Source organism: Amphritea pacifica (genome assembly GCF_016924145.1).
Classification (GTDB): Bacteria; Pseudomonadota; Gammaproteobacteria; order Pseudomonadales; family Balneatricaceae; genus Amphritea; species Amphritea pacifica.
This window is the reverse complement of the sequence record NZ_JAFFZO010000007.1, coordinates 67,628-87,935: the sequence shown is the minus strand read 5'-3', so window position 1 is coordinate 87,935 and position 20,308 is coordinate 67,628. Positions and strand designations below refer to the sequence as shown.

Annotated in this window: 23 protein-coding genes; 18 read left to right on the top strand and 5 right to left on the bottom strand. The window is 52.8% G+C overall.

The genetic code is table 11. The features are described 5' to 3' along the window. Positions 1–370: 370 nt before the first annotated feature. The gene (locus tag JW499_RS05240) at positions 371–760 is read left to right on the top strand and encodes a 5-carboxymethyl-2-hydroxymuconate Delta-isomerase (protein WP_205209613.1); all 390 of its coding nucleotides are present in this window, start codon (positions 371–373) and stop codon (positions 758–760) included. A 186-nt stretch (positions 761–946) separates the two neighbouring features. Here the strand turns inward: JW499_RS05240 and amaB are convergent, their stop codons facing one another. After that, complete coding sequence (gene amaB, locus JW499_RS05235) at positions 947–2,491, bottom strand: L-piperidine-6-carboxylate dehydrogenase (protein ID WP_205209612.1); 1,545 nt, start codon at positions 2,489–2,491, stop codon at positions 947–949. Positions 2,492–2,656: 165 nt separating this feature from the next. On the opposite strand from amaB, the gene JW499_RS05230 reads away from it, so the two are divergent. Beyond that, entirely contained in the window at positions 2,657–3,523 is an 867-nt protein-coding gene (locus JW499_RS05230; RefSeq protein ID WP_205209611.1) for a LysR family transcriptional regulator, read from the top strand. 22 nt (positions 3,524–3,545) lie between these two features. On the opposite strand, the gene JW499_RS05225 is transcribed toward JW499_RS05230, so the two are convergent. The 3 genes from JW499_RS05225 to JW499_RS05215 all read right to left on the bottom strand — a co-directional run bounded on the left by JW499_RS05225 (position 3,546) and on the right by JW499_RS05215 (position 6,281). Then, entirely contained in the window at positions 3,546–4,868 is a 1,323-nt protein-coding gene (locus JW499_RS05225) for an NAD(P)/FAD-dependent oxidoreductase (protein WP_205209610.1), read from the bottom strand. Positions 4,869–5,154: 286 nt separating this feature from the next. Then, on the bottom strand, positions 5,155–5,955 hold the full coding sequence (locus JW499_RS05220) for a DUF1338 domain-containing protein (RefSeq protein WP_205209609.1): 801 nt from the start codon (positions 5,953–5,955) through the stop codon (positions 5,155–5,157). A 161-nt stretch (positions 5,956–6,116) separates the two neighbouring features. Then, positions 6,117–6,281 (bottom strand): type 2 periplasmic-binding domain-containing protein, encoded by a 165-nt coding sequence (locus tag JW499_RS05215; RefSeq protein WP_205209608.1) that lies wholly within the window; start codon positions 6,279–6,281, stop codon positions 6,117–6,119. A 114-nt stretch (positions 6,282–6,395) separates the two neighbouring features. On the opposite strand from JW499_RS05215, the gene JW499_RS05210 reads away from it, so the two are divergent. The 16 genes from JW499_RS05210 to JW499_RS05135 all read left to right on the top strand — a co-directional run bounded on the left by JW499_RS05210 (position 6,396) and on the right by JW499_RS05135 (position 19,742). After that, positions 6,396–7,007 carry a DapH/DapD/GlmU-related protein gene (locus JW499_RS05210; RefSeq protein ID WP_205209607.1) on the top strand — a complete coding sequence of 204 codons (612 nt, stop codon included), beginning with the start codon at positions 6,396–6,398 and terminating at the stop codon, positions 7,005–7,007. A gap of 133 nt (positions 7,008–7,140) precedes the next feature. Continuing rightward, a complete protein-coding gene (gene phnC, locus JW499_RS05205; protein ID WP_205209606.1) occupies positions 7,141–7,983 on the top strand; it encodes a phosphonate ABC transporter ATP-binding protein in 843 nt (280 codons plus the stop codon). A 29-nt stretch (positions 7,984–8,012) separates the two neighbouring features. Then, positions 8,013–9,026 carry a phosphonate ABC transporter substrate-binding protein gene (phnD, locus tag JW499_RS05200; RefSeq protein ID WP_205209605.1) on the top strand — a complete coding sequence of 338 codons (1,014 nt, stop codon included), beginning with the start codon at positions 8,013–8,015 and terminating at the stop codon, positions 9,024–9,026. Between the two features lie 67 nt (positions 9,027–9,093). Next, on the top strand, positions 9,094–9,891 hold the full coding sequence (gene phnE / locus JW499_RS05195) for a phosphonate ABC transporter, permease protein PhnE (protein WP_205209604.1): 798 nt from the start codon (positions 9,094–9,096) through the stop codon (positions 9,889–9,891). A gap of 32 nt (positions 9,892–9,923) precedes the next feature. Continuing rightward, a complete protein-coding gene (phnF, locus tag JW499_RS05190; RefSeq protein WP_205209603.1) occupies positions 9,924–10,622 on the top strand; it encodes a phosphonate metabolism transcriptional regulator PhnF in 699 nt (232 codons plus the stop codon). Beyond that, positions 10,619–11,068: a phosphonate C-P lyase system protein PhnG gene (gene phnG / locus JW499_RS05185; RefSeq protein WP_205209602.1), complete on the top strand. Its 450-nt coding sequence runs from the start codon at positions 10,619–10,621 to the stop codon at positions 11,066–11,068. The genes phnF and phnG overlap by 4 nt, the downstream gene beginning before the upstream one ends. Positions 11,069–11,071: 3 nt before the next feature. Next, the gene (gene phnH, locus JW499_RS05180) at positions 11,072–11,677 is read left to right on the top strand and encodes a phosphonate C-P lyase system protein PhnH (RefSeq protein WP_205209601.1); all 606 of its coding nucleotides are present in this window, start codon (positions 11,072–11,074) and stop codon (positions 11,675–11,677) included. Further along, positions 11,678–12,793, top strand: coding sequence for a carbon-phosphorus lyase complex subunit (locus JW499_RS05175; protein ID WP_205209600.1), 1,116 nt, complete (start codon positions 11,678–11,680; stop codon positions 12,791–12,793). Next, complete coding sequence (locus JW499_RS05170; protein WP_205209599.1) at positions 12,793–13,653, top strand: alpha-D-ribose 1-methylphosphonate 5-phosphate C-P-lyase PhnJ; 861 nt, start codon at positions 12,793–12,795, stop codon at positions 13,651–13,653. Before JW499_RS05175 ends, JW499_RS05170 begins: the two co-directional genes overlap by 1 nt. After that, the gene (gene phnK / locus JW499_RS05165) at positions 13,650–14,426 is read left to right on the top strand and encodes a phosphonate C-P lyase system protein PhnK (protein WP_205209598.1); all 777 of its coding nucleotides are present in this window, start codon (positions 13,650–13,652) and stop codon (positions 14,424–14,426) included. The genes JW499_RS05170 and phnK overlap by 4 nt, the downstream gene beginning before the upstream one ends. Positions 14,427–14,443: 17 nt before the next feature. Further along, positions 14,444–15,172 (top strand): phosphonate C-P lyase system protein PhnL, encoded by a 729-nt coding sequence (gene phnL / locus JW499_RS05160; protein WP_232846247.1) that lies wholly within the window; start codon positions 14,444–14,446, stop codon positions 15,170–15,172. Next, the gene (gene phnM / locus JW499_RS05155; protein ID WP_205209597.1) at positions 15,169–16,305 is read left to right on the top strand and encodes an alpha-D-ribose 1-methylphosphonate 5-triphosphate diphosphatase; all 1,137 of its coding nucleotides are present in this window, start codon (positions 15,169–15,171) and stop codon (positions 16,303–16,305) included. Before phnL ends, phnM begins: the two co-directional genes overlap by 4 nt. A 4-nt stretch (positions 16,306–16,309) precedes the next feature. After that, positions 16,310–16,885 carry a ribose 1,5-bisphosphokinase gene (gene phnN / locus JW499_RS05150; RefSeq protein WP_205209596.1) on the top strand — a complete coding sequence of 192 codons (576 nt, stop codon included), beginning with the start codon at positions 16,310–16,312 and terminating at the stop codon, positions 16,883–16,885. Beyond that, on the top strand, positions 16,872–17,663 hold the full coding sequence (phnP, locus tag JW499_RS05145) for a phosphonate metabolism protein PhnP (protein WP_205209595.1): 792 nt from the start codon (positions 16,872–16,874) through the stop codon (positions 17,661–17,663). The genes phnN and phnP overlap by 14 nt, the downstream gene beginning before the upstream one ends. Further along, a complete protein-coding gene (locus JW499_RS05140) occupies positions 17,653–18,507 on the top strand; it encodes an EamA family transporter (protein WP_205209594.1) in 855 nt (284 codons plus the stop codon). The genes phnP and JW499_RS05140 overlap by 11 nt, the downstream gene beginning before the upstream one ends. Before the next feature lie 170 nt (positions 18,508–18,677). Further along, on the top strand, positions 18,678–19,742 hold the full coding sequence (locus tag JW499_RS05135) for a GGDEF domain-containing protein (RefSeq protein ID WP_205209593.1): 1,065 nt from the start codon (positions 18,678–18,680) through the stop codon (positions 19,740–19,742). Between the two features lie 17 nt (positions 19,743–19,759). Here the strand turns inward: JW499_RS05135 and JW499_RS05130 are convergent, their stop codons facing one another. Beyond that, entirely contained in the window at positions 19,760–20,275 is a 516-nt protein-coding gene (locus tag JW499_RS05130; protein WP_205209592.1) for an RNA methyltransferase, read from the bottom strand. Between the last annotated feature and the right edge of the window lie 33 nt (positions 20,276–20,308).

Sequence of the window (20,308 nt, the reverse complement as noted above, 5' to 3'; positions counted from 1 at the left end):
CGCTTTTCACCTGCTTCCGCCTTGTCTGATCTGCGCTCGTGACGCTTAGACAAGCTATTGCGTTTGATCGTATGGTGTTGAGAGAAGGTATAAAGTACTTATTCAGCAGGCTAAACTGCGCGCTTTTCACCTGCTTCCGCCTTGTCTGATCTGCGCTCGTGACGCTTAGACAAGCTATTGCGTTTGATCGTATGGTGTTGAGAGAAGGTATAAAGTACTTATTCAGCAGGCTAAACTGCGCGCTTTTCACTTGCTTCCGCCTTGTCTGATCTGCGCTCGTGACGCTTAGACAAGCTATTGGGTTTGGTTGTACGGCTTTAAGGCCAGAGAGCGAAACGCTTAGAAATATATATCAGTAAGAGGAGGATATATGCCTCATTTTATTATGGAATACTCAGCCAACCTGGATGATGATCTGGATATCCCGGCGTTGTTTGAGAAGTTAAACGCCACCGCGATTGCTACGGGAGTTTTCCCGATAGGTGGTATTCGCAGCCGGGCGATCCGCTGCGAGCATTTCCGTGTTGGCGAGGGTGATCCTGACAATACGTTTGTGCATCTGACCGCGAAAGTGGGGTCTGGCCGTCCGCCTGAAGTGCTTAAAGAGGCTTCTGATAAGATCTTTGAAACTTTCAGTGAATGCCTTAAACCGGTGTTTGACCGTCGCTGGATGAGCGCGGGTTTTGAGATGATTGAACTGCACCCGGAGCGTAACTACCGGATGAACAACATCCATAAAAAACTTGCCGACAAAGGCTGAATACATTCGCGATACAGGGGTAGTCTGCAGCGCCTGATAAGCCCTCGTTAACTCCGAGGGCTCCCGGTCCTTTTGTGGTAAGGGCCTAAAGCCCGCGCAGGTAATCATGTCGGGCTATAGTGCGAGACCAACTCTTCGCAGTTTGCAGTCACGGCGGGTGAATAACGATTAGCTTTTTAGCTTGTCTTATTCGAACACGATACCCTGAGCCAGCGGCAACTCACCACCGTAGTTGATGGTGTTGGTAGTACGGCGCATATAGGCTTTCCATGCATCGGAGCCGGACTCACGACCGCCGCCAGTGTCTTTCTCTCCACCGAATGCACCGCCGATCTCGGCACCGGACGTACCGATGTTGACGTTAGCGATACCGCAGTCAGAACCGGACGCTGACATAAACACCTCAGCTTCCCGCATACTCTCAGTAAAGATTGCAGAGGAGAGGCCCTGCGGTACTTCGTTTTGAATCCCGATCGCTTCTTCGATGTTGCTGTAAGTCAGCACATAGAGGATGGGCGCGAAGGTCTCTTGATGAACCACTTTGGCATCGTGAGCGATACTGACAATTGCCGGGCGGACATAGTAACCACCATCCGGTACCCCCTCAGTGACACGCTCGCCACCGAAGAGAACTTCACCCCCCTGTGCAATGGCTGCGCTCAGTGCATCCTGCATCGCATCAAAGCTGCGCTTGTCGATCAGCGGGCCGACCAGTGATCCTTCTTTGCTTGGATCGCCGATGGGCAGTGAGGCATAGGACTTTTTGAGACGCTCAACCAGATCGTCCTGAATCGATCTGTGGGTGATCAGGCGACGCAGTGTGGTACAACGCTGGCCAGCCGTACCGGCGGCAGAGAACACAATCGCCCGCAGGGCCAGATCCAGATCGGCGGTGTCCGATACGATCATGGCGTTGTTGCCGCCCAGCTCCAGCAAAGAGCGGCCCAGACGTGCGCCAACGGTCTGACCCACACTGCGGCCCATCTCTGTTGAACCGGTAGCCGATACCAGTGGGAAACGTTTGTCCTGTGCGATCAGCTCGCCAATATCACGATCACCGATAATAACGCTGGTAATACCCTTTGGCATCTCTGGCATAGTCGCCAGTGCTTTCTCTACAATGGACTGACAGGCGAGGGCACAGAGCGGCGCTTTCTCGGACGGTTTCAGCACCATCGAGTCACCACACACCAGGCCGATCATGGTGTTCCAGGCCCAGACAGCCATGGGGAAGTTGAAGGCGGTTATAACCGCAACAGGCCCGAGGGGCTGCCACTGTTCCATCATCCGGTGACCGGGGCGCTCACTGACGATCGTTTTACCGTGCAGCTGCCGGGACAGGCCAACGGCAAAATCACAGACATCGATCCATTCCTGCACCTCGCCGAGTGCTTCAGGCATAATCTTGCCGGATTCCAGGGTGATGACCTTAGCCAGATCCTCTTTGTGTTCCCGGGCGAAGTTACCGATACGACGGACCAGTTCACCGCGCAGTGGTGCCGGCGTGGTGCGTAGCTGTTTGAAGGCTTCCTCCGCGTTTTGAATCACGGCTTCAAGCTGCGCCGGGGTGGCATTTCTGAAGCGGGCGACTTCCATGCCATTGATGGGTGAATTGATTGAAAACTCCTGCCCTTTACCGGTTTCACGCAGGCTGTTGCCCATCACGCTGTAATAGACGTTCTCTGACGTGAGTGAGGTCAGCCCCAGATTTTCGAGAAAAGTCATGTTCATGGTAAGCCCTTATAAAAGCGATTATTCAACCACCTAAGCTTAGCTACCGATATCAGTATAAAAAAATACTAAATATCTGGAGGGGGTATCGTCAAAGACTATATCGTTAAATGATTGCTATAGGATATTCTATAGGCTTCGGGGTAATAACTATTAGAGACTGTTATGGATTTTCGTTCATTACGTTACTTTGTTGCGGTATATGAGGAGCTGAGTCTGAGCGCGGCATCGAAGCGCTGCTTTGTCGCTCAGCCATCCATTTCTGCGGCTATTCAGCAACTGGAATCTGAACTGGACTGTGCGCTGTTTGTGCGCCACTCCAAAGGGGTGACGCCCACTCCGGAGGGTACCCGTCTCTACCCCGATGCCCGCAAAGTACTGGGAGATATTCAGTCGATTAAACTACAGTTTCAGGATACGCCTGAGTTTCTGCCAGTACGGCTCGGCCTGATGCCATTTTTGTCGGGTAAGCGGATCGGTCGGGTGATTAAAGCGCTATTCCGGGAGATTCCAGGGCTTGATCTGACGCTGGTGGATATCGCTGAGGAATCTGATCTGCGCATCGTCTCCAGTAGTATTGTTGAGCCTGATGAAGCGTTTCATAAGCTATGGACTGACCGTTATGTACTGGCGCTACCCAAAGGACATCCGCTGGAGATCCATGACTCAATCGATTTTGAGCTGTTGAATAACCTGCCGTACATCAGTCGACGGCGCTGTGATTTTAATGATGCCTGGAAGTTTCTGCTGCAAAAACGCGGGATTATTCTGAATACCAAAGCGACTGTGCGCACCGAAGAGTATGCCCTGGATATGGTGGCGGCGGGTCTGGGGGTGTCGGTGGTGCCGAAACAATCCACCGATGGCAGAAAGGATATCATTATTCGCGAGGTCAACGGCTTGCAGCTGGAGCGCGTGGTTGGTCTGGCCTATGCCCGTAATAAACCGTTACCACCACCACTGCTGCTGTCGGTGATCGAGAGTGTAAAACTGGAACTGGCTGAAGAGCTGGCCAGGCAGTCAGACCGCTAACCCGGTGACAGTTAGATGACGGCTAAATGATGCGCTGATACAGGTGGTATAGATCTGCCCCCCGGGCATAGTACTGTTCCCGGGTGCGCCGGGCAGTGATCGGTTTTAGTTGCGTGACCGGTATGAACATCTCTTCCAGTGGCATTCCTGTCAGATAGTCTGCCAGTGACTTACCCACCATCGTGCCCGGGCCGATGCCGCGACCGCTGTAGCCAATGCAGGCGGTCAGGCCCGGCGCAAGACTGTGAAGGTGGGGCAGGTGATCATTTGAAAAAGCGATCCGGCCGGACCAGCCATGGCTCCAGAAGTCAGGGTTGTGACTTATCTCCGACTGCTTAAAGCAATCTGGAAATAGCCTGGATAGCTGGTGGCTGGCCCAGCTCTGTAAAAATTCATTTCCTGTATCTGTTACATTACCGATGCTGCCAATAATCAGACGTCCGGAATTGTCCAGGCGGATCGATGACATCACCTGCCGGGTATCCCAGCAGCCGTGCTTTTGTGGCAGGATCTTTTCCAGCAGCTCTGGGGCCAGCGGACGGGTGGCATACTGGAAAAAAAAGAGTGGAATAAACGACTGTTGCAGCGGTTTGTGAAGGTGTCCACTGTAGGCATTGGTTGCGATAACCACCTGATCGGCAATGACAGAGCCGTTGGCGGTGTTGACTGTCCATTCTCCATCGCCGCTATTGCGGAGTCCGGTTACGGCTGATCCGGTATAGATTCTGGCTCCCAGCGATTGCGCGGCGTGTGCCAGTCCGCGGGCATAGCTGAGCGGTTGAATCGTCCCTGCACGAGGGTCAAACAGGGAACTCCTGTAGCGGTTTGTGCCGGTTAGCCGGGCGGTTGTGGCCTGATCTTTTAAGTCAACCGGGGCACCCCGAGTCTGCAACTGATGCGCTCTTTTTAGTAAGATTCGGTCACCCCGCGCTGAATGAGACAGATGCAGAGTGCCATTACGCACTGCTTCACACGGGATGCCGAAGCGTTCTATCAGCGAAAAAACCAGATCGGGAGCCCCGGCTAACTGTGTATTGAGTCGCTCTCCATAGGTAGCGCCCAGGGTTGCTTCAACCTCATCAGGGCTAACCCACAAACCCGCATTCACCAACCCCACATTACGACCAGACCCGCCGAAGCCGATCTCTTGTGCCTCAAGGAGAATCACATCAACCCCTTTTTCAGCCAGATGCAGCGCTGTTGAAAGACCGGTGTAGCCGCCGCCAATAATCACCACCGATGCACTTTTTTGTCCCTGAAAAGGTGTTGTGAGCGGTGCCGGACTGGCACTTTCTGCCCACAGAGAATCAGGGAGTGTGCAGCGGATATCGTGATGACTGTTCATGGCAGGACTTCCTTTAACATCATGTTACTTATCCGAACGATCCACTGAGTTGTATGCTGGGCACTCTGTCAGTCTGATGAGGCGGGCAGAGGATCAATCAACGGTTATACAATCTTTTCGTGGCTCTTTTCTGAGATCATATTCCCGGCACAGATTGAGCAGAAATACTGTTTTCCTGACGCCCATACAGGCATGGGCTATAGCCAGAAATAACGGTCACGAATAGCATCAGGCTGTTTTTGTAGCAGTCCGGCAGGGCGATAGAGGCACCTGTCCGACCCCGTATTTATACGCGGTTGGTTGATTCGAAAATTTTGTCAGCATTATTGGCTATAAAGCCATCAAACAGTTCACCTTCTGCATTTTTATAACGCATGGCAAATTCATAAAAACAGGTGGGAACCGTTCTTGTCTGGCCGCAGCTGAATCTGATCTCTGTCTGATCCGCCATTGTTGACGACTGCACCAGAAGGTCTGCTGGCTCCCCTTTGATAGCGCCGCCCGCTTGATTGATTGGGAACTGGTGTTGTTCCAGCAGATCGATAACCTGCTGCATATCCTTCAGCGACCGTGAGTGATTCAGACTGACGGTAAAGTGGTTAACCCTCAGACCCATACTCACCAGCCAGGCGGCGTATTCACTTTCGTCTGACAGGGTGTCGTAGTCAGCGGCTGTGATCGGCTGCCATAACAGTCCCCGGGCAAATATCTCCGGGCCATCAACCGCGCCGGGATCGATCTGGGCAACAACAGACTCAAGAATACGCTGACTCTCTTCACTCAGAAGGTGACGCATCAGTTCACTGACAAAAATACGGGGGGCAGCGGGGTCCGGATGGGAATAGCTGCGGGCAACCAGCTTCTTCTGCTCAAAATGATAGTGATCCTGCAGTGTGTAACCCATTGCCAGAATCACCGGCTGCAGATGGTCCAGGTCGATGGAGCAGTCGGAGAAGGTTCTGAATGCCACATGATCATTGATAACGGTTTCACCCAGGTGGGTGAACAGGTCATGTACTCTCAGGGCCTGTGGCGCGATCTTAATATAGTCCTGCCACAACATTTCAAAAAAGGTTTTGTAGTTCATCTCTCATATCCAATCAGATGTTCAGTGGGCTGGGCACATAAATAAACTGTGCCACATCAGCCCTCCTTATCAGCATAGAAACAAACTTATTGGCTTGCCTGATATAAGTACAATATCGCTTTTTGATATGGGCTATACATTCAACCTATAGACGAGGCGCTTTAAACCTTTTTCAGTGCTGTTTCGAGTAGGGTGACAAACACTTTACGTTTTGCTGAGGTCTCCAGCCGTGATGGGTAGATTGCGTGGATATCGGCTTGCTGGCTATCGTCCGGAAGGATGCACACAAGGCTACCGTTTTGCAGTTCCTGACGGATAATCAACACTCTTAATCCGCGCCTGTTGATCTGCTCTGATCATTTGTGTCGTCCAACTGTCATATTTCTTTCATCAATAATCCTTACGCTCTCACCCATTTCAGAGATGCAGCGAGAGAGACTATGAAACGGTTATCCGAACAGCCCACTATCGCGGCTGATGCGCAGGTTATGGATGTAGAGTTTGGGCGCTTTAATGAGGTTGGCGAGCGTTGCAAACTGGTGAATTCCCGCCTGGATGACTACGCCTATGTGGGCAATGATTCCGATATCATTAATACAACGATAGGTAAGTTCTGCTCGATTGCCTCTCATACCCGATTGAATCCAGGCAACCATCCGGTGGAAAAAGCGGCGATGCATCACTTCACCTACCGCAGTTCTATGTATGGCTTAGGTGACGATGATGAATCCTTTTTTCAGTGGCGTCGGGATCAGCCAGTGAGCATTGGCAACGATGTCTGGATCGGCCACGGCGCGGTGATTCTGGCCGGTGTCACTGTGGGCAATGGTGCGGTGATCGCCGCCGGAGCAGTGGTTTCTAAAGATGTTGAAGACTACACCATTGTCGCGGGTGTGGCGGCAAAACCGATACGTAAACGCTTCAGTGATGAGGTGATTCAGGGGTTTAACCAGCTGTGCTGGTGGGACTGGGATGATGCCATATTAGCTGAGCGAATGGATGATTTCCGGACTCTGTCGGGTGAGGATTTTCTGGTTAAGTACTGTTACTAAATCGCTTTGTGACATACTTCTGGTTTCGCCACGCAGCGTAAATAAAACTGTAAAAAAACTAACATGTCTAGATAACTTCGCTGTCATAAATCCGGCCTAAGCTTGCATGCAATCAAATAGAGGATTGGATTTCATGCCTGCTATCAAAATTACTGCTTTGCGCAAAAGCTTCAATCGTGTTGCGGTTCTGAAAGATGTGTCGATTGAGGTGCAAAAAGGTGAGATGGTTGCGTTGATTGGCTCTTCCGGTTCCGGGAAGTCAACGCTGATGCGCCATCTTTCGGGACTGACCTTTGCCAATCGTAACTCGCCATCAACGGTTGAGGTGCTGGGCCGCAAAGTGCAGCAAAATGGCCGGCCGGCAAAGGAACTGCGGGCTACCCGTGCCCGTATCGGTAATGTCTTTCAGCAGTTCAATCTCGTTAACCGCCTCAGTGTTCAGACCAATGTGTTGATTGGTGCGCTGAGCCGTATCCCTACCTATCGCAGCCTGCTGGGCTGGTTTACCGATGAAGAGAAACTAAAAGCACTTGAGGCTCTGGAATCTGTCGGTCTGCGTCAGCATGCATTGAAACGGGCTTCTGATCTTTCAGGCGGCCAGCAACAGCGGGTGGCTATCGCCAGAGCGCTGATGCAGGAAGCCGAAATTATTCTGGCCGACGAGCCGATCGCATCACTGGATCCGGAATCTTCCCGGCAGGTGATGGAAACCCTGCAGCGGATCAACCGGGAGATGGGTATCACCGTTGTGGTAACGCTGCATCAGGTTGAATATGCGCAGAAATATTGTAGTCGTGCGATCGCGCTGAAAGAGGGAGAGATCTATTTTGACGGCTCTATAGATGGGCTTGAAACCTCTCTGTTAACCGATCTCTACGGCACCCGGATATCCGAAGGAACGCTTGGATCTCAGGCACATGAAGTGCCTGCAAAACACGCTCATTTAGATCTAAACCCTGAACTTAACCCTGTGTGAAACTGAACTAAAACCCGGAGTAAATTTCAATGAAACTTAAGCAAGTGTTTTCGAAGCTGGCTGCTGGCCTGGCGATCACTGCGGCGCTGACTGGTGTCAGTGTGGCTCAGGCTGAAGAGTTAAAGACGCTGAATTTCGGCATTATCTCTACCGAAACTTCCCAGAACCTGAAAACTATCTGGGTTCCGTTTCTGGCTGATATGTCTAAAAAGCTGAATATGGAGGTTAAGCCGTTCTTTGCTTCTGATTATGCCGGCATTATTCAGGCGATGCGTTTTAATAAAGTAGATGTTGCCTGGTATGGCAATAAATCTGCAATGGAAGCTGTTGATCGTGCGGGTGGCGAGATCTTTGCTCAGACGGTTGATGTCACCGGTAATCCTGGTTACTGGAGTGTACTGCTGGCGTCTGCAGACAATGACAAACTGAACAGTGTTGAAGATGTGCTGGCGAACAGCAGCGAGCTGGCGTTTGGTAACGGAGATCCAAACTCAACCTCTGGTTTCCTGGTGCCTAGCTACTATGTGTTTGCCAAGAACGGTGTTGATGCCAAAAAAGCGTTTAAGCGTGTCACCAATGCCAGCCACGAAGCTAACTTTATGGCGGTTGCTAACGGTCAGGTTGATGTTGCCACCAACAACACTGAGAACCTTGGTCGTGTAGCGATCACTCATCCAGAGATGGTCGATAAAGTGAAGGTTATCTGGAAATCTCCACTGATCCCATCTGACCCGATCGTTTGGCGTAAGAATCTGGCTGAAGCTGATAAGAGCAAAATCTATGACTTCTTCATGAACTACGGCAAAACGAACGATGCTAAAGAGCTGGATATTCTGAAGGACCTGCAATGGGCTCCATTCAAAGCCTCCAGTGATGATCAACTGCTGCCTATCCGTCAGCTGGCACTGTTCAAAAACCGTGCGAAGATGATCAACAATTCTGATCTGTCCGATGCTGAAAAAGCTGAGAAAATCAAAGAGATTGATGAGCAACTGGCGGTACTGAACCGTCGTATGGCAGCGCTTCAGGCGGCTGCGCTTTAATTGATCCGACAACCGCAGCGCTTGCTTAAGCGCTGCGGGTTTCCCGCTTTGTAAACGGAATCAGACCATGACTACAGATGCGTACGTCAATAAAAATACCATAGTCAGCAAGCCATTTAACTGGATGGCCGCGCTGAGCTGGGGTGTTTTATTCGCCATGCTTGGATGGGGCTGGGAAGGTGCCGAGATGAACCCGATGGTATTGATCCGTGATGCGGGCAATATGGCGGAGTTTGCTGCGGACTTTTTTCCACCTGACTTTAGTGACATCAGGTTTTACCTCGAAGAGATGGCGGTTACGATCCATATCGCGCTTTGGGGAACAGTACTCGCCATACTGCTTTCTATCCCATTCGGCATACTCAGTTCTGAAAACCTGATGCCGGTATGGATCTACCAGCCGGTGCGGCGCTTGATGGATGCGACCCGTGCGATCAATGAGATGGTATTTGCCATGTTGTTTGTTGTGGCGGTTGGCCTTGGGCCATTTGCCGGGGTGCTTGCCCTGTTTATTCACACCACCGGGGTGCTGGCTAAACTCTTTTCCGAGGCGGTTGAAGCGATCGATCCCCGTCCTGTCGAGGGGGTCAGAGCAACCGGTGCCAATATTTTAGAAGAGATTCTTTACGGTGTTATTCCACAGGTTCTGCCGTTGTGGATCTCCTACTCACTTTACCGTTTTGAATCCAATGTGCGTTCCGCCACCGTGGTTGGCATGGTCGGTGCGGGGGGCGTCGGTGTGATTCTCTGGGAGAGTATTCGTGGTTTTCAGTTTCAGCAAACCTGTGCCGTGATGATCGTGATTGTTATCTGCGTAACCCTGACCGACCTGTTGTCTCAGCGGCTGCGCAAAGCCTTCATCTGATATTTTTTTAGCCCCGGGACTTGTATAGACAAATGGCTATTTACCAAAAAATTGCAACTCAGTTAAGAGAAGAGATCAGCGCCCAGTATACCCCGGGCGACCTGTTACCACCGGAAAACCAGCTGGCAGATCGGTTTGATGTCAACCGGCATACGGTTCGGCGGGCGATTGATGAGCTGGTACAGGATGGGCTGGTGCGACGCCATCAGGGGCTGGGTTGCCGGGTGGTGCAGAAACCGATCGATTATGCCCTGCATGACCGGGCGGCATTCTCCCATAACCTGAATCAGATTGGACTGGGGCTGGAGACCGAAGTGGTGGGGTGCCGGGTGGCGGTGTTACCCGAGGCACTGGCCGAACGGCTGGCGTTAGCCGATCCGCCCCGGATTATCGAGTTACAAACCCGTCGTTTTATCGGCTCCGAACCGGTGTGTCTGATCCGTCACTATCTGTTTGATCTGCCGGACGATGCGCTGAATAACTTCAGTGAGGGGTCGCTGCATACTTATCTGCTGCAGAATTTTGATCTGGTACTGCAGCGGGGCACCACCCGGTTAAGGGCTCGCATGCCAACCTTTGATGAGTGCAACCAGCTGGCTATCAGTCGCGGGATTCCGGTCATGGAAGTGCATACCCGCAACTATTGCAGGCAGTCCGGCGCACTGCGTGAATACTCAATCGCCCGTAGCCGCAGTGATTACTTTGAATATCGAGTGGAACCAACACCATGAATATAACTACTGAGCAGCGCCAGTACTGGATCTCTGTGCTGGCACAAGCCCCCACAGAGACACTATTGCAGCTATCCGATTCAGTGGTCAGTGATATGCCGTTTGACGTTATACGTGCGCCGGAGATCGGCCTGACCCAGGTGCGTGCCCGGATGGGCGGCAAAGGCGATGCCTTCAATATGGGGGATATGACCGTCACCCGTTGCGTGGTCCGCAGTCAGGGGGGCTCGCTGGGGTTCAGCTATGTTGCCGGGCGTAATAAGCCCCATGCCCTGCGGGCGGCACAGCTGGATGCGATGTTACAGCTGTCTGACTTTCATCAGCACCTGACGGACAACGTAATTGAACCGTTGAAACAGCAGGCTGGCGAGTCTCAACAGGTGAAACAGCAGGTGACCGCCGCCACTAAAGTAGATTTCTTTACCCTGGTCAGAGGGGAGGACTAAGCGATGAACAGTATTGCACTACAGGCCGGTTTTAAAGATGCAGTCACCGATGCACAGCAGGTTTTCCGGTCGCTGCTTAAAGTGATGAGCGAACCGGGTGTGATTGAACAACTGGATCAGTCCGGGGCACTGGAGACGCTGTGTCCGGCGGCCTTTTCAACCTGCTTAGCGCTGCTGGATTCGACTACCCGGATCTGGTTAGCCGAATCGTTTAATAGCGACAGTGTGTCGAAGAATCTGAGTTTTCACACCGGTTGTCATCTGACCCGGGATCTCAGCGAAGCGGATTTCGTGCTCTGCCGGGCTGATCAGTTGCCCGCGCTGGATCAGCTCAAACTGGGTTCAGCCGAGTACCCGGATCGGGGCTGCACCCTGCTGGTTCAGGTAGCGCAGTTGTCTGATATGGCACTGCCGGGAGCCACACAGTTAACTCTGCAGGGGCCGGGCATACCGGATCAGCGAAGCCTGTCGGTGGTCTCTTTGCCGACAACCCTGATCAGCTATCTGACCGCGCGGCCCGACCCGTTTCCGCTGGGATTGGACATCGTGTTGCTGGCCGACAATGTTGCCACCGCTATTCCCCGAACCACCCGTGTGGAGGTGAATTGAATGTACGTAGCTGTAAAAGGGGGCGAAAAGGCGATTCGCGCTGCCCATGAATTACTGGCGAAAGTTCGCCGTGGTGATACCCGCGAAGCGGAACTGTCGGTCAGTCAGGTTGAACAACAGCTGCCACTGGCGGTTGCCCGGGTGATGACTGAGGGGGCGGTTTATGATCCAGAGCTGGCCGCGCTGGCGATCAAACAGTCCGCTGGCGATCTGGTGGAAGCGATCTTTCTGCTGCGCGCCTATAAAACCACACTGAACCGTTTTGGGATCTGTGAGCCGATCAATACCGAAGGGATGCAGATCGAGCGGCGTATCTCTGCGACCTATAAGGATCTGCCCGGTGGACAGGTGCTGGGGCCAACCTTTGATTACACCCATCGCTTGCTGGATTTCAGCCTGATGGCTGAGGGAGAGATTAGTGAACCCTCTGTTGCTGATATTGGTTCGTCTGCTGAGATGCCTGCTGACCCTGTCTCTGTTGAACCGGTGTCTAAAGTGCTGGAGATTCTGGAACGGGAGCACCTGATGGTCAGCGAGACCGATCATCAGCGCGAACCCTCCGATATTACCCGCGATCCGATCACCTATCCGGCGGATCGCAGCGCTCGCCTGCAGTCTCTGGTGCAGGGGGATGAGGGCTTCCTGCTGGCGCTGGGATACTCCACCCAGCGGGGTTATGGCCGCAACCACCCCTTTGCAGGAGAGATCCGCATCGGTGAGGTTGAGGTGTCCATAGTGCCGGAGGAGCTGGGGTTCGAAATCGAGATCGGCACTATTCAGATGACCGAGTGTGAGATGGTCAATGGCTTTACCCGGCACCGTGATGGCGAGGTGAAATTCACCCGGGGTTATGGGGTGGGCTTTGGTCAGTGTGAGCGCAAAGCGATGGCGATGGCGCTGGTGGACCGTTCACTGCAAGCCGCTGACTACGACGAAGAGGTGGTCTCCCCGGCGCAGCAGGAGGAGTTTGTCCTGTCTCACTGCGATAACGTCGAAGCCGCGGGTTTTGTCTCTCACCTGAAACTGCCTCACTACGTTGATTTCCAGTCGGAACTGGAGCTGTTGCGACGTATACGGGCTGCTGAGCAGAGTGATTCTGCTAAGGAAACGAACTGATGAATCCACAGACTATTCGGGAAGGTTATAACTTCGCTTATCTGGATGAACAGACCAAACGGATGATCCGCCGGGCACTGTTGAAAGCGGTGGCTATTCCCGGTTATCAGGTGCCCTTTGGTGGTCGCGAGATGCCGATGCCCTATGGCTGGGGTACCGGTGGTATGCAGGTAACAGCGGCGGTGATTGGTCAGAATGACTGCCTTAAGGTGATCGACCAGGGCGCGGATGACACCACCAATGCGGTCAGTATCCGGGCCTTTTTCCGTGATCTCACCGGGGTGAAAACCACCGAAAGAACGGAGGAGGCGACCCTGATTCAGACCCGTCACCGGATTCCGGAAAAACCTCTTCAGGCGGGGCAGGTGCTGGTTTATCAGGTGCCGATTCCTGAGCCGCTGCGGTTTATTGAACCCAGTGAAGTGGAAACCCGCAAGATGCACGCGCTGGAGGATTACGGCGTGATGCATATCAAACTCTACGAGGATATTGCCCAGTTTGGCCATATTGCCACGGCGTACGCGTATCCGGTGCTGGTTAACGGACGTTATGTGATGGACCCCTCGCCAATCCCTAAATTTGATAACCCGAAAATGGATAACTCACCGGCGCTACAACTGTTTGGTGCCGGGCGGGAGAAACGGATCTATGCGATCCCGCCTTACACCGATGTTAAGAGTCTTGATTTTGAAGACCATCCGTTTGAGGTGCAGACCTGGAAGCAGTGCTGCGCTATCTGTGGTTCAACTGAGAGCTTCCTCGATGAGGTGATTATGGATGACCAGGGAGCCCATGAGTTTATCTGTTCAGACACCGATTATTGTCGTGAGCGGATGGCCAGCCAGGAGATGCCAGTATGAACGCTGAACCTATTTTACAGGTGGAAAACCTCACCAAACTCTATGCCGCAGGGAAGGGGTGTGAGGCGGTTAGTTTCGATCTTTATCCCGGTGAAGTGCTCGGGATTGTTGGGGAATCAGGTTCAGGCAAGTCAACGCTGCTGAACTGTCTTTCTGCCCGGCTTGCGCCTGATGAGGGTGATATTCACTATCTGACCCGGGCTGCCGAGCGGGTCAATCTGTATGCTCTGAGCGAGTCCCGCCAGCGTCATCTGCAGCGCACCGAGTGGGGTATTGTGCATCAGCATCCCCGGGATGGTTTGCGTATGGGGGTCTCTGCCGGAGCGAATATTGGTGAGCGGCTGATGGCCACCGGTCAGCGTCATTACGGCAATCTGCGGGATACCGCACAGAGCTGGATGAGCGATGTGGAGCTGGATATCGCCCGTATTGACGATAAACCAACTACATACTCCGGAGGGATGCAGCAGCGGCTGCAGATCGCCCGTAATCTGGTCACTCATCCCCGCCTGGTGTTTATGGATGAGCCAACCGGTGGTCTGGATGTGTCGGTACAGGCGCGGCTTCTGGATCTGCTGCGTCAGTTGGTGACCGAAATGAACCTGGCGGTAGTGATTGTCACCCATGATCTGGCGGTGGCCCGCTTGCTGGCGCAGCGACTGATTGTGATGCGTCACGGCCGGGTGGTTGAAACCGGCCTCACCGATCAGGTGCTTGATGACCCTCAGCACGCTTATACCCAACTGCTGGTGTCCTCCGTACTGACCTCATAATTCCGGGAAGCAACATAATGCAAACAATGATAGAGGTGCAGGGGTTAACCAAGGTGTTCACCCTGCACAATCAGGGCGGTATCAAGCTGCCGGTCTTCGATGGTATCGATTTTGTCGCGAAGCAGGGCGAGTGCACCGTGCTGTTTGGTGAAAGTGGTTCCGGCAAAAGTACGCTGCTGCGTTCACTTTACGCCAACTACCTGCCAACCAGTGGCTCAATAGCGGTGCGCCATCGTGGCGAAATGACCGCTATAACTGGTGCGGCCAGTCAGACCCTGCTGGAGATTCGCCGGGAAACTATCGGCTATGTCAGCCAGTTTCTGCGGGTGATTCCACGGGTGGCTACTCTGGATGTGGTGGCTCAGCCGCTGCGTGAGCGGGGTGTCAACGTTGCAACAGCCCATACTAAAGCGGCTGAACTGCTGGAGCAGCTGCATATCCCTGAACGGCTCTGGTCACTGCCACCGGGCACGTTTTCCGGTGGCGAGCAGCAGCGGGTCAATATCGCCCGGGGCTTTATCGTCGATTATCCGGTTCTGTTGCTGGATGAACCGACTGCGTCGCTGGATCAGCGCAATGCGGCGGTGGTGGTGGATCTGATCCGTCAGGCCCGTAACCGCGGGACAGCCGTGGTGGGGATCTTTCACGATGCCGAGGTTCGTGATGCCGTGGCGGATCAGATCTTCCATGTTAATTCTGACCGTCAGGCAGATTCGTTATTCACCGATGAAAGGGTACCGGCATGATTCTTACAAACGCGCATATTGTGCTGGAAGACGAGGTCATTCATGGCTCAGTCTCTATCAGTGAAGGTCTGATCCGGTCGATTGATCCGGGCTCTGTTACTTTGCCGGGAGCCGTCGACTGTGAAGGCGGTTTTCTGCTACCCGGTATGGTGGAGCTGCACACCGATAATATGGAGAAACACTTCACGCCGCGTCCTGGTGTCGCCTGGCCTGGTTTATCTGCCTTTAAGGTTCATGATGCGCAGATGATCAGTGCCGGTATCACCACGGTGTTTGATGCAATCTCGGTGGGAGATGTGGTGGAGGGCAGTGATCGACTTAACAATCTGACCCGAATGGCGGATGCTTTGAATGAAAGCCGTCATAGGGGACTGACCCGTTCTGATCACCTGCTACATCTGCGTTGTGAAGTCAGTCATGAAGATACCCTCGGCAACTTTAAGCAGCTGTCTGAGAAGTATCAGCCGCAACTGGTATCGGTGATGGATCACTCGCCGGGACAGCGCCAGTTTGCCAGTATTGAGAAATATCGTCAGTATTATCAGGGTAAATACAAACTCTCTGATACTGAGATGGAAGCCTTTATTCAGCGTCAGACCGAAGCCAGCAGCCTTTATAGTGATCAGTATCGTAAGGAAATCTGTGCTCTCTGCGATGAACGGGGTATTCCGCTGGCCAGTCACGATGATGCTACCCGTGAGCATGTGACTGAGTCACTGGGCTTTAATATGGTGATTGCTGAATTTCCGACCACCTATGAAGCGGCCCGGGAAGCTCATGGTCATGGTATGGCAGTGCTGATGGGGGCGCCTAACGTGGTGCGCGGTGGCTCACATTCTGGGAATATTGCTGCCCATACACTGGCATCAGAGGGGTTATTGGATATTCTCTCCAGTGATTACTATCCCGCCAGTCTGTTGGATGCAGCGTTCAAGCTGGCCGATGATGAGAATAATCAGTATGACCTGGCGAAAGCGACTGCGCTGGTCAGTTATAACCCGGCAAAGTCGGTTGGCTTAACTGACCGTGGCCGCATTGCCCCCGGATTAAAAGCGGATCTGATCTGGTGTGAGGCAACAAGCGATCATCCACATATCCTGCATGTGTGGAAAAATGGTCAGCGGGCGTTCTGACAAGATGTCATATCTATTCTATGTGGCAGGTCCGTCGGGCAGCGGAAAGGATTCCCTTATCAATGGTCTGCGTGATCGTCTCGGCGGCGGGTCTTCGGTGCTGTTTGCGCACCGCTACATAACCCGCTGTTGGCAAGCCGGTGGTGAGAATCATGTTGAGCTGAGTGAAGAAGAGTTTCAACAGCGTTCTCAGGCAGGATTATTCAGCATGCAGTGGCAGGCGAATAATTGCCGTTATGCGATCGGTGTTGAGATCAGTCACTGGCTTAACAGCGGCTATTCGGTCGTGGTGAATGGTTCGCGGGCTCATCTGGAAGAGGCGATCTCCTGTTTTGGTGATCGACTGATTCCAATTCTGGTGACCGTTGATCCGACTGTACTGAGACAGCGCCTGCTGGCGCGGGGGCGGGAAGAGGGTGGCGAAATTGATGCCAGAATTGCCCGTAATCAGATCTTTCAACAACGCCTGCATGGTCGGGCAATGGAGATCGCCAATGATACCGATCTTTGTTCTGCGGTCGATCAGTTTCACCGCGTTGTGATGAATTATACAGAGATCACCGCAGATGTTGAAAATTGAGTTTTTAGGCAGTGGTAATGCGGCGGGCGTTCCTGTTTGGGGTTGTCGCTGCAGTGCCTGTCTTCAGGCTCAGACTGACCCGGCTAAACGTCGCAGAAGCGCTTCTCTGGCGATCCATACCGGGGAGGGAGTAACCCTGGTTGATGCTGGTCTGACCGATCTGGCGGAGCGGTTCAGTTTTGATTCCGTGAAACGAGTGCTGCTGACCCATTTTCATATGGATCATGTACAGGGGTTGTTTCATCTGCGCTGGACTGAAGAGGCCAGGCAGATACCGGTTTTCCGACCCGATGATCCTCTTGGGGCCGATGATCTGTATAAACATCCGGGTGTATTTCAGTTTCAGCCCCCCTTCAAACCTTTTGATTCTGTTGAATGGCCGGGGTTCAGAGTGGTTGCTTTACCGCTGATTCACTCCAGAGAGACCTTTGGTTATCTGATAAGCAATGGCGATTATTGCATGGCGTATCTGACCGATACAGCAGGTTTTCCTGCTGAGACTCTGAGTTATCTGCAACGTTATCCGGTGGATGATCTGGTGCTGGATTGCAGCGAGCCTCCCCGGGAATCGATGCCCCGCAACCATAACGATCTGAATACCGCACTGGATCTGTGGCGACACAGTGGGGCAACCCGTCTCTGGCTCACTCATATAAGCCATCGGTTGGATTGCTGGCTGGAGCATTCCGCAGCTACACTACCGGAAGGGGTACATATTGCCCGGGATGGAATGCTGTTTGAGATAGAAGGGGTTGTTGAGCTCGATAATGATACTTGAACCGGAAATTGCTGTTGTCCTGTCGGTGATGATGCATGTGACCTGGAACCTGATCGCCCGTTATCAGTCGTCTGCTGCAATGCCGTTGTGGTGGGTGTTACTGACCCATCTGGTGATATTGGGGCCCTGGGGATTCTGGTCGCTGCTGACACAGGTTGACTGGACGCTCTCCTTTGTTTTGCTGCTGCTAGTCTCGGCGTCTGCTAATGTGGTCTATTTTATGGGATTGCGGCAGGCCTATCACCATGCACCGGTCCCCCTGGTTTACCCGCTGGTGAGAAGTTCGCCGCTACTGATTGCGATCTGGAGCGTGCTGTTGCTGGGGGAAACACTGGGAGCGTGGGCATGGACGGGTATTATCGTCAGTGTGGTCGGGTTGATGATTCTGGCGTTTAGTTCAGGTTCGCCTTCCGATAAACGGGCATTGCCCTGGGCAGTCGTGGCAATGCTGGGGACCAGTGTCTATTCGCTGAGTGATAAAGCGGCGGTTGCAAGTCTGGTAAACTTCGGCTCAATTGTTGGTTTCATCTCTGTGGGCTATCTCTGTTCCTGGCTGGCGATGACCCTGATACTGTATCGGTCAACGGGGCGCTGGCGACCGGCAACCATGATTTCGCCCGTGGCGCTCTTGGCGGGGGGGCTCTGTATAGGGCTGGCGTATGCGCTGGTGGTTTTTGCCATGAAGCAGATGCCCTCTGCGGTCGTGGTGGCGTATTCTAATGCAGGGATTATCATCGCATCGGTTATATCGATTCTGTTCTTCCAGGAACGTACCGCCTGGAAGCAAAGGGTTGTGGCAGCGGTTACTATTCTGATCGGTATTGTTATGATCTATCAGCGATAGAGGCGTGGCTCATTGCACCGTTTTATCTGCCTTGATTGTCAATTGTAGCGCTTGCGATAGCCCTGTTATAAATCATTACAGGCGCGACACAGAAAGTATGAAAACGTGCTACATACCCGTAAAAATTTATCGTATAGTCTAACTTCAATTGGCTAAAAGAAGTGTTTTTCATGGGGCACAACAAGCAAAATCCCTACTCTGAAGATAGCTATGATAAGGCGGCCGCCAATCTGAGACTTGCGTTGTCGGTGTTAGCTGAGCATCAGGTGCCGGGCTCGCCCCTTAACTACCGTCTCGCATACGATCTCATCGATGGCCGGAGCCGGGCACTCAATAGCGAGTTTAAGGCACTCCTCGCTTCGGGCAGCGATAACCTGAATGAAGATCTCTGGAATCTGTACCGCAAGTTTTACACTCAGGATGAGGAAGCGCTTGACCTTATCCGGTCTGAGCTTAAGGGGATTGTATCGGGCGTTGTCAGCAGCTGCAGCACTTCCAGTGGTGACCTGCTAGAGTATTCTCAACGGTTGAATCGACTTGCTGACCTGCTGAACTCGGATGCAGCGTCGGAGCTGACACTGACAGCAGTGGATGCGGCCATTCAGGATACCCGCGAAGTGGCTCAGTCACAGCAGCTGTTAGGCGCTCAGCTCTCCGATGTGCTGAAAGAGGTTCGCGAAATTCGCAAAGCGATTAACGAGGTCAGGGAAGAGTCTCATGTTGATCCGTTAACCGGCGTCTCTAACCGTCGTGCATTTGATCTGACATTAGAGAGTTTGATTGATGCTGCGACAGAGCAGGGTGAACCACTCAGTTTACTGCTATGCGATATCGATTGTTTTAAACAGTTTAATGATGATTATGGTCATCTGGTGGGGGATAAAGTACTGCAGTTTGTCGCCAAGCAGTTAAAGCGATCGATTAAGGGACGGGACTTTATCTGCCGTTTTGGCGGTGAGGAGTTTGCTATTATTCTGCCGCAGACAGAGATAAAAAGTGCTCTTATCGTAGCCAATCAGCTTAGGCAGTGTGTGGCAAAAAACCGCTTAAAAAGAGCCAACTCAGAAGAGGTCTATGGCCATGTAACGCTCTCGTTTGGTGTCGCTGAGCTCAGACCAGATGAAACCCGGAATGATCTGATTGATCGCGCCGACCGGGCGTTATATCTGGCAAAGAACAAAGGGCGTAACCGGGTTGAAGCGTTCGTTGAGACTGAACTGACCGAGCAGAGATAGTCGCAGACAGCGTCTGCTCAGGGGCTTTTATAAACCAGACGGTTATTTACATCGCGGCTCTGTTTAATCAGCTTACCATGGTCTATCTCACGGTTCTGCTTTGCCAGACGGTCATAGAGAAGTACATTGACCGTGGCCGCCAGATTCATACAGCCAATAGTGGGCACATAAACAACGGCATCGGCCAGATCAACAATCGACTGTTCAATTGAACCATCTTCCGGGCCGAAGATATACAGGGCATCCTGAGGATGAACGAAATCGGGCAGGGGGACAGCGCCTTCGGCCAGCTCAACACAGATCAGCTTTTGATGCGGGGCGCCCAGTCCGGTAAAGGAGTCCACTGCGGTTAAAGGGATCTGCTTATTGATGTCGCGGGTATCCTGGTGATATTTAGCCGCGCGCTCAAACCGTGTGCCGCTGTAGTAGATGGCCGATGCACCATAGCAACCCGCTGCGCGCATTACAGCACCTACATTGGAGGGGCTTTTGGGGTTGCACAAGGCGATCGCTGCTGAGCCTGTTGTGTACACGATAGAGTCCTTAGATTCGGGCTGTTTTGAGAT

Bases quoted from the DNA above. Each gene is read 5' to 3' on its own strand.
- JW499_RS05220 (WP_205209609.1), bottom strand. From the start codon at position 5,955: ATGAACTACAAAACCTTTTTTGAAATGTTGTGGCAGGACTATATTAAG.
- phnD (WP_205209605.1), top strand. From the start codon at position 8,013: ATGAAACTTAAGCAAGTGTTTTCGAAGCTGGCTGCTGGCCTGGCGATC.
- phnM (WP_205209597.1), top strand. From the start codon at position 15,169: ATGATTCTTACAAACGCGCATATTGTGCTGGAAGACGAGGTCATTCAT.
- JW499_RS05135 (WP_205209593.1), top strand. From the start codon at position 18,678: ATGGGGCACAACAAGCAAAATCCCTACTCTGAAGATAGCTATGATAAG.
- phnC (WP_205209606.1), top strand. From the start codon at position 7,141: ATGCCTGCTATCAAAATTACTGCTTTGCGCAAAAGCTTCAATCGTGTT.
- JW499_RS05170 (WP_205209599.1), top strand. From the start codon at position 12,793: ATGAATCCACAGACTATTCGGGAAGGTTATAACTTCGCTTATCTGGAT.
- JW499_RS05210 (WP_205209607.1), top strand. From the start codon at position 6,396: ATGAAACGGTTATCCGAACAGCCCACTATCGCGGCTGATGCGCAGGTT.
- JW499_RS05175 (WP_205209600.1), top strand. From the start codon at position 11,678: ATGTACGTAGCTGTAAAAGGGGGCGAAAAGGCGATTCGCGCTGCCCAT.
- phnK (WP_205209598.1), top strand. From the start codon at position 13,650: ATGAACGCTGAACCTATTTTACAGGTGGAAAACCTCACCAAACTCTAT.
- amaB (WP_205209612.1), bottom strand. From the start codon at position 2,491: ATGAACATGACTTTTCTCGAAAATCTGGGGCTGACCTCACTCACGTCA.
- JW499_RS05140 (WP_205209594.1), top strand. From the start codon at position 17,653: ATGATACTTGAACCGGAAATTGCTGTTGTCCTGTCGGTGATGATGCAT.
- JW499_RS05240 (WP_205209613.1), top strand. From the start codon at position 371: ATGCCTCATTTTATTATGGAATACTCAGCCAACCTGGATGATGATCTG.
- phnF (WP_205209603.1), top strand. From the start codon at position 9,924: ATGGCTATTTACCAAAAAATTGCAACTCAGTTAAGAGAAGAGATCAGC.
- phnP (WP_205209595.1), top strand. From the start codon at position 16,872: ATGTTGAAAATTGAGTTTTTAGGCAGTGGTAATGCGGCGGGCGTTCCT.
- phnE (WP_205209604.1), top strand. From the start codon at position 9,094: ATGACTACAGATGCGTACGTCAATAAAAATACCATAGTCAGCAAGCCA.
- JW499_RS05230 (WP_205209611.1), top strand. From the start codon at position 2,657: ATGGATTTTCGTTCATTACGTTACTTTGTTGCGGTATATGAGGAGCTG.
- phnH (WP_205209601.1), top strand. From the start codon at position 11,072: ATGAACAGTATTGCACTACAGGCCGGTTTTAAAGATGCAGTCACCGAT.
- phnN (WP_205209596.1), top strand. From the start codon at position 16,310: ATGTCATATCTATTCTATGTGGCAGGTCCGTCGGGCAGCGGAAAGGAT.
- phnL (WP_232846247.1), top strand. From the start codon at position 14,444: ATGCAAACAATGATAGAGGTGCAGGGGTTAACCAAGGTGTTCACCCTG.
- phnG (WP_205209602.1), top strand. From the start codon at position 10,619: ATGAATATAACTACTGAGCAGCGCCAGTACTGGATCTCTGTGCTGGCA.
- JW499_RS05225 (WP_205209610.1), bottom strand. From the start codon at position 4,868: ATGAACAGTCATCACGATATCCGCTGCACACTCCCTGATTCTCTGTGG.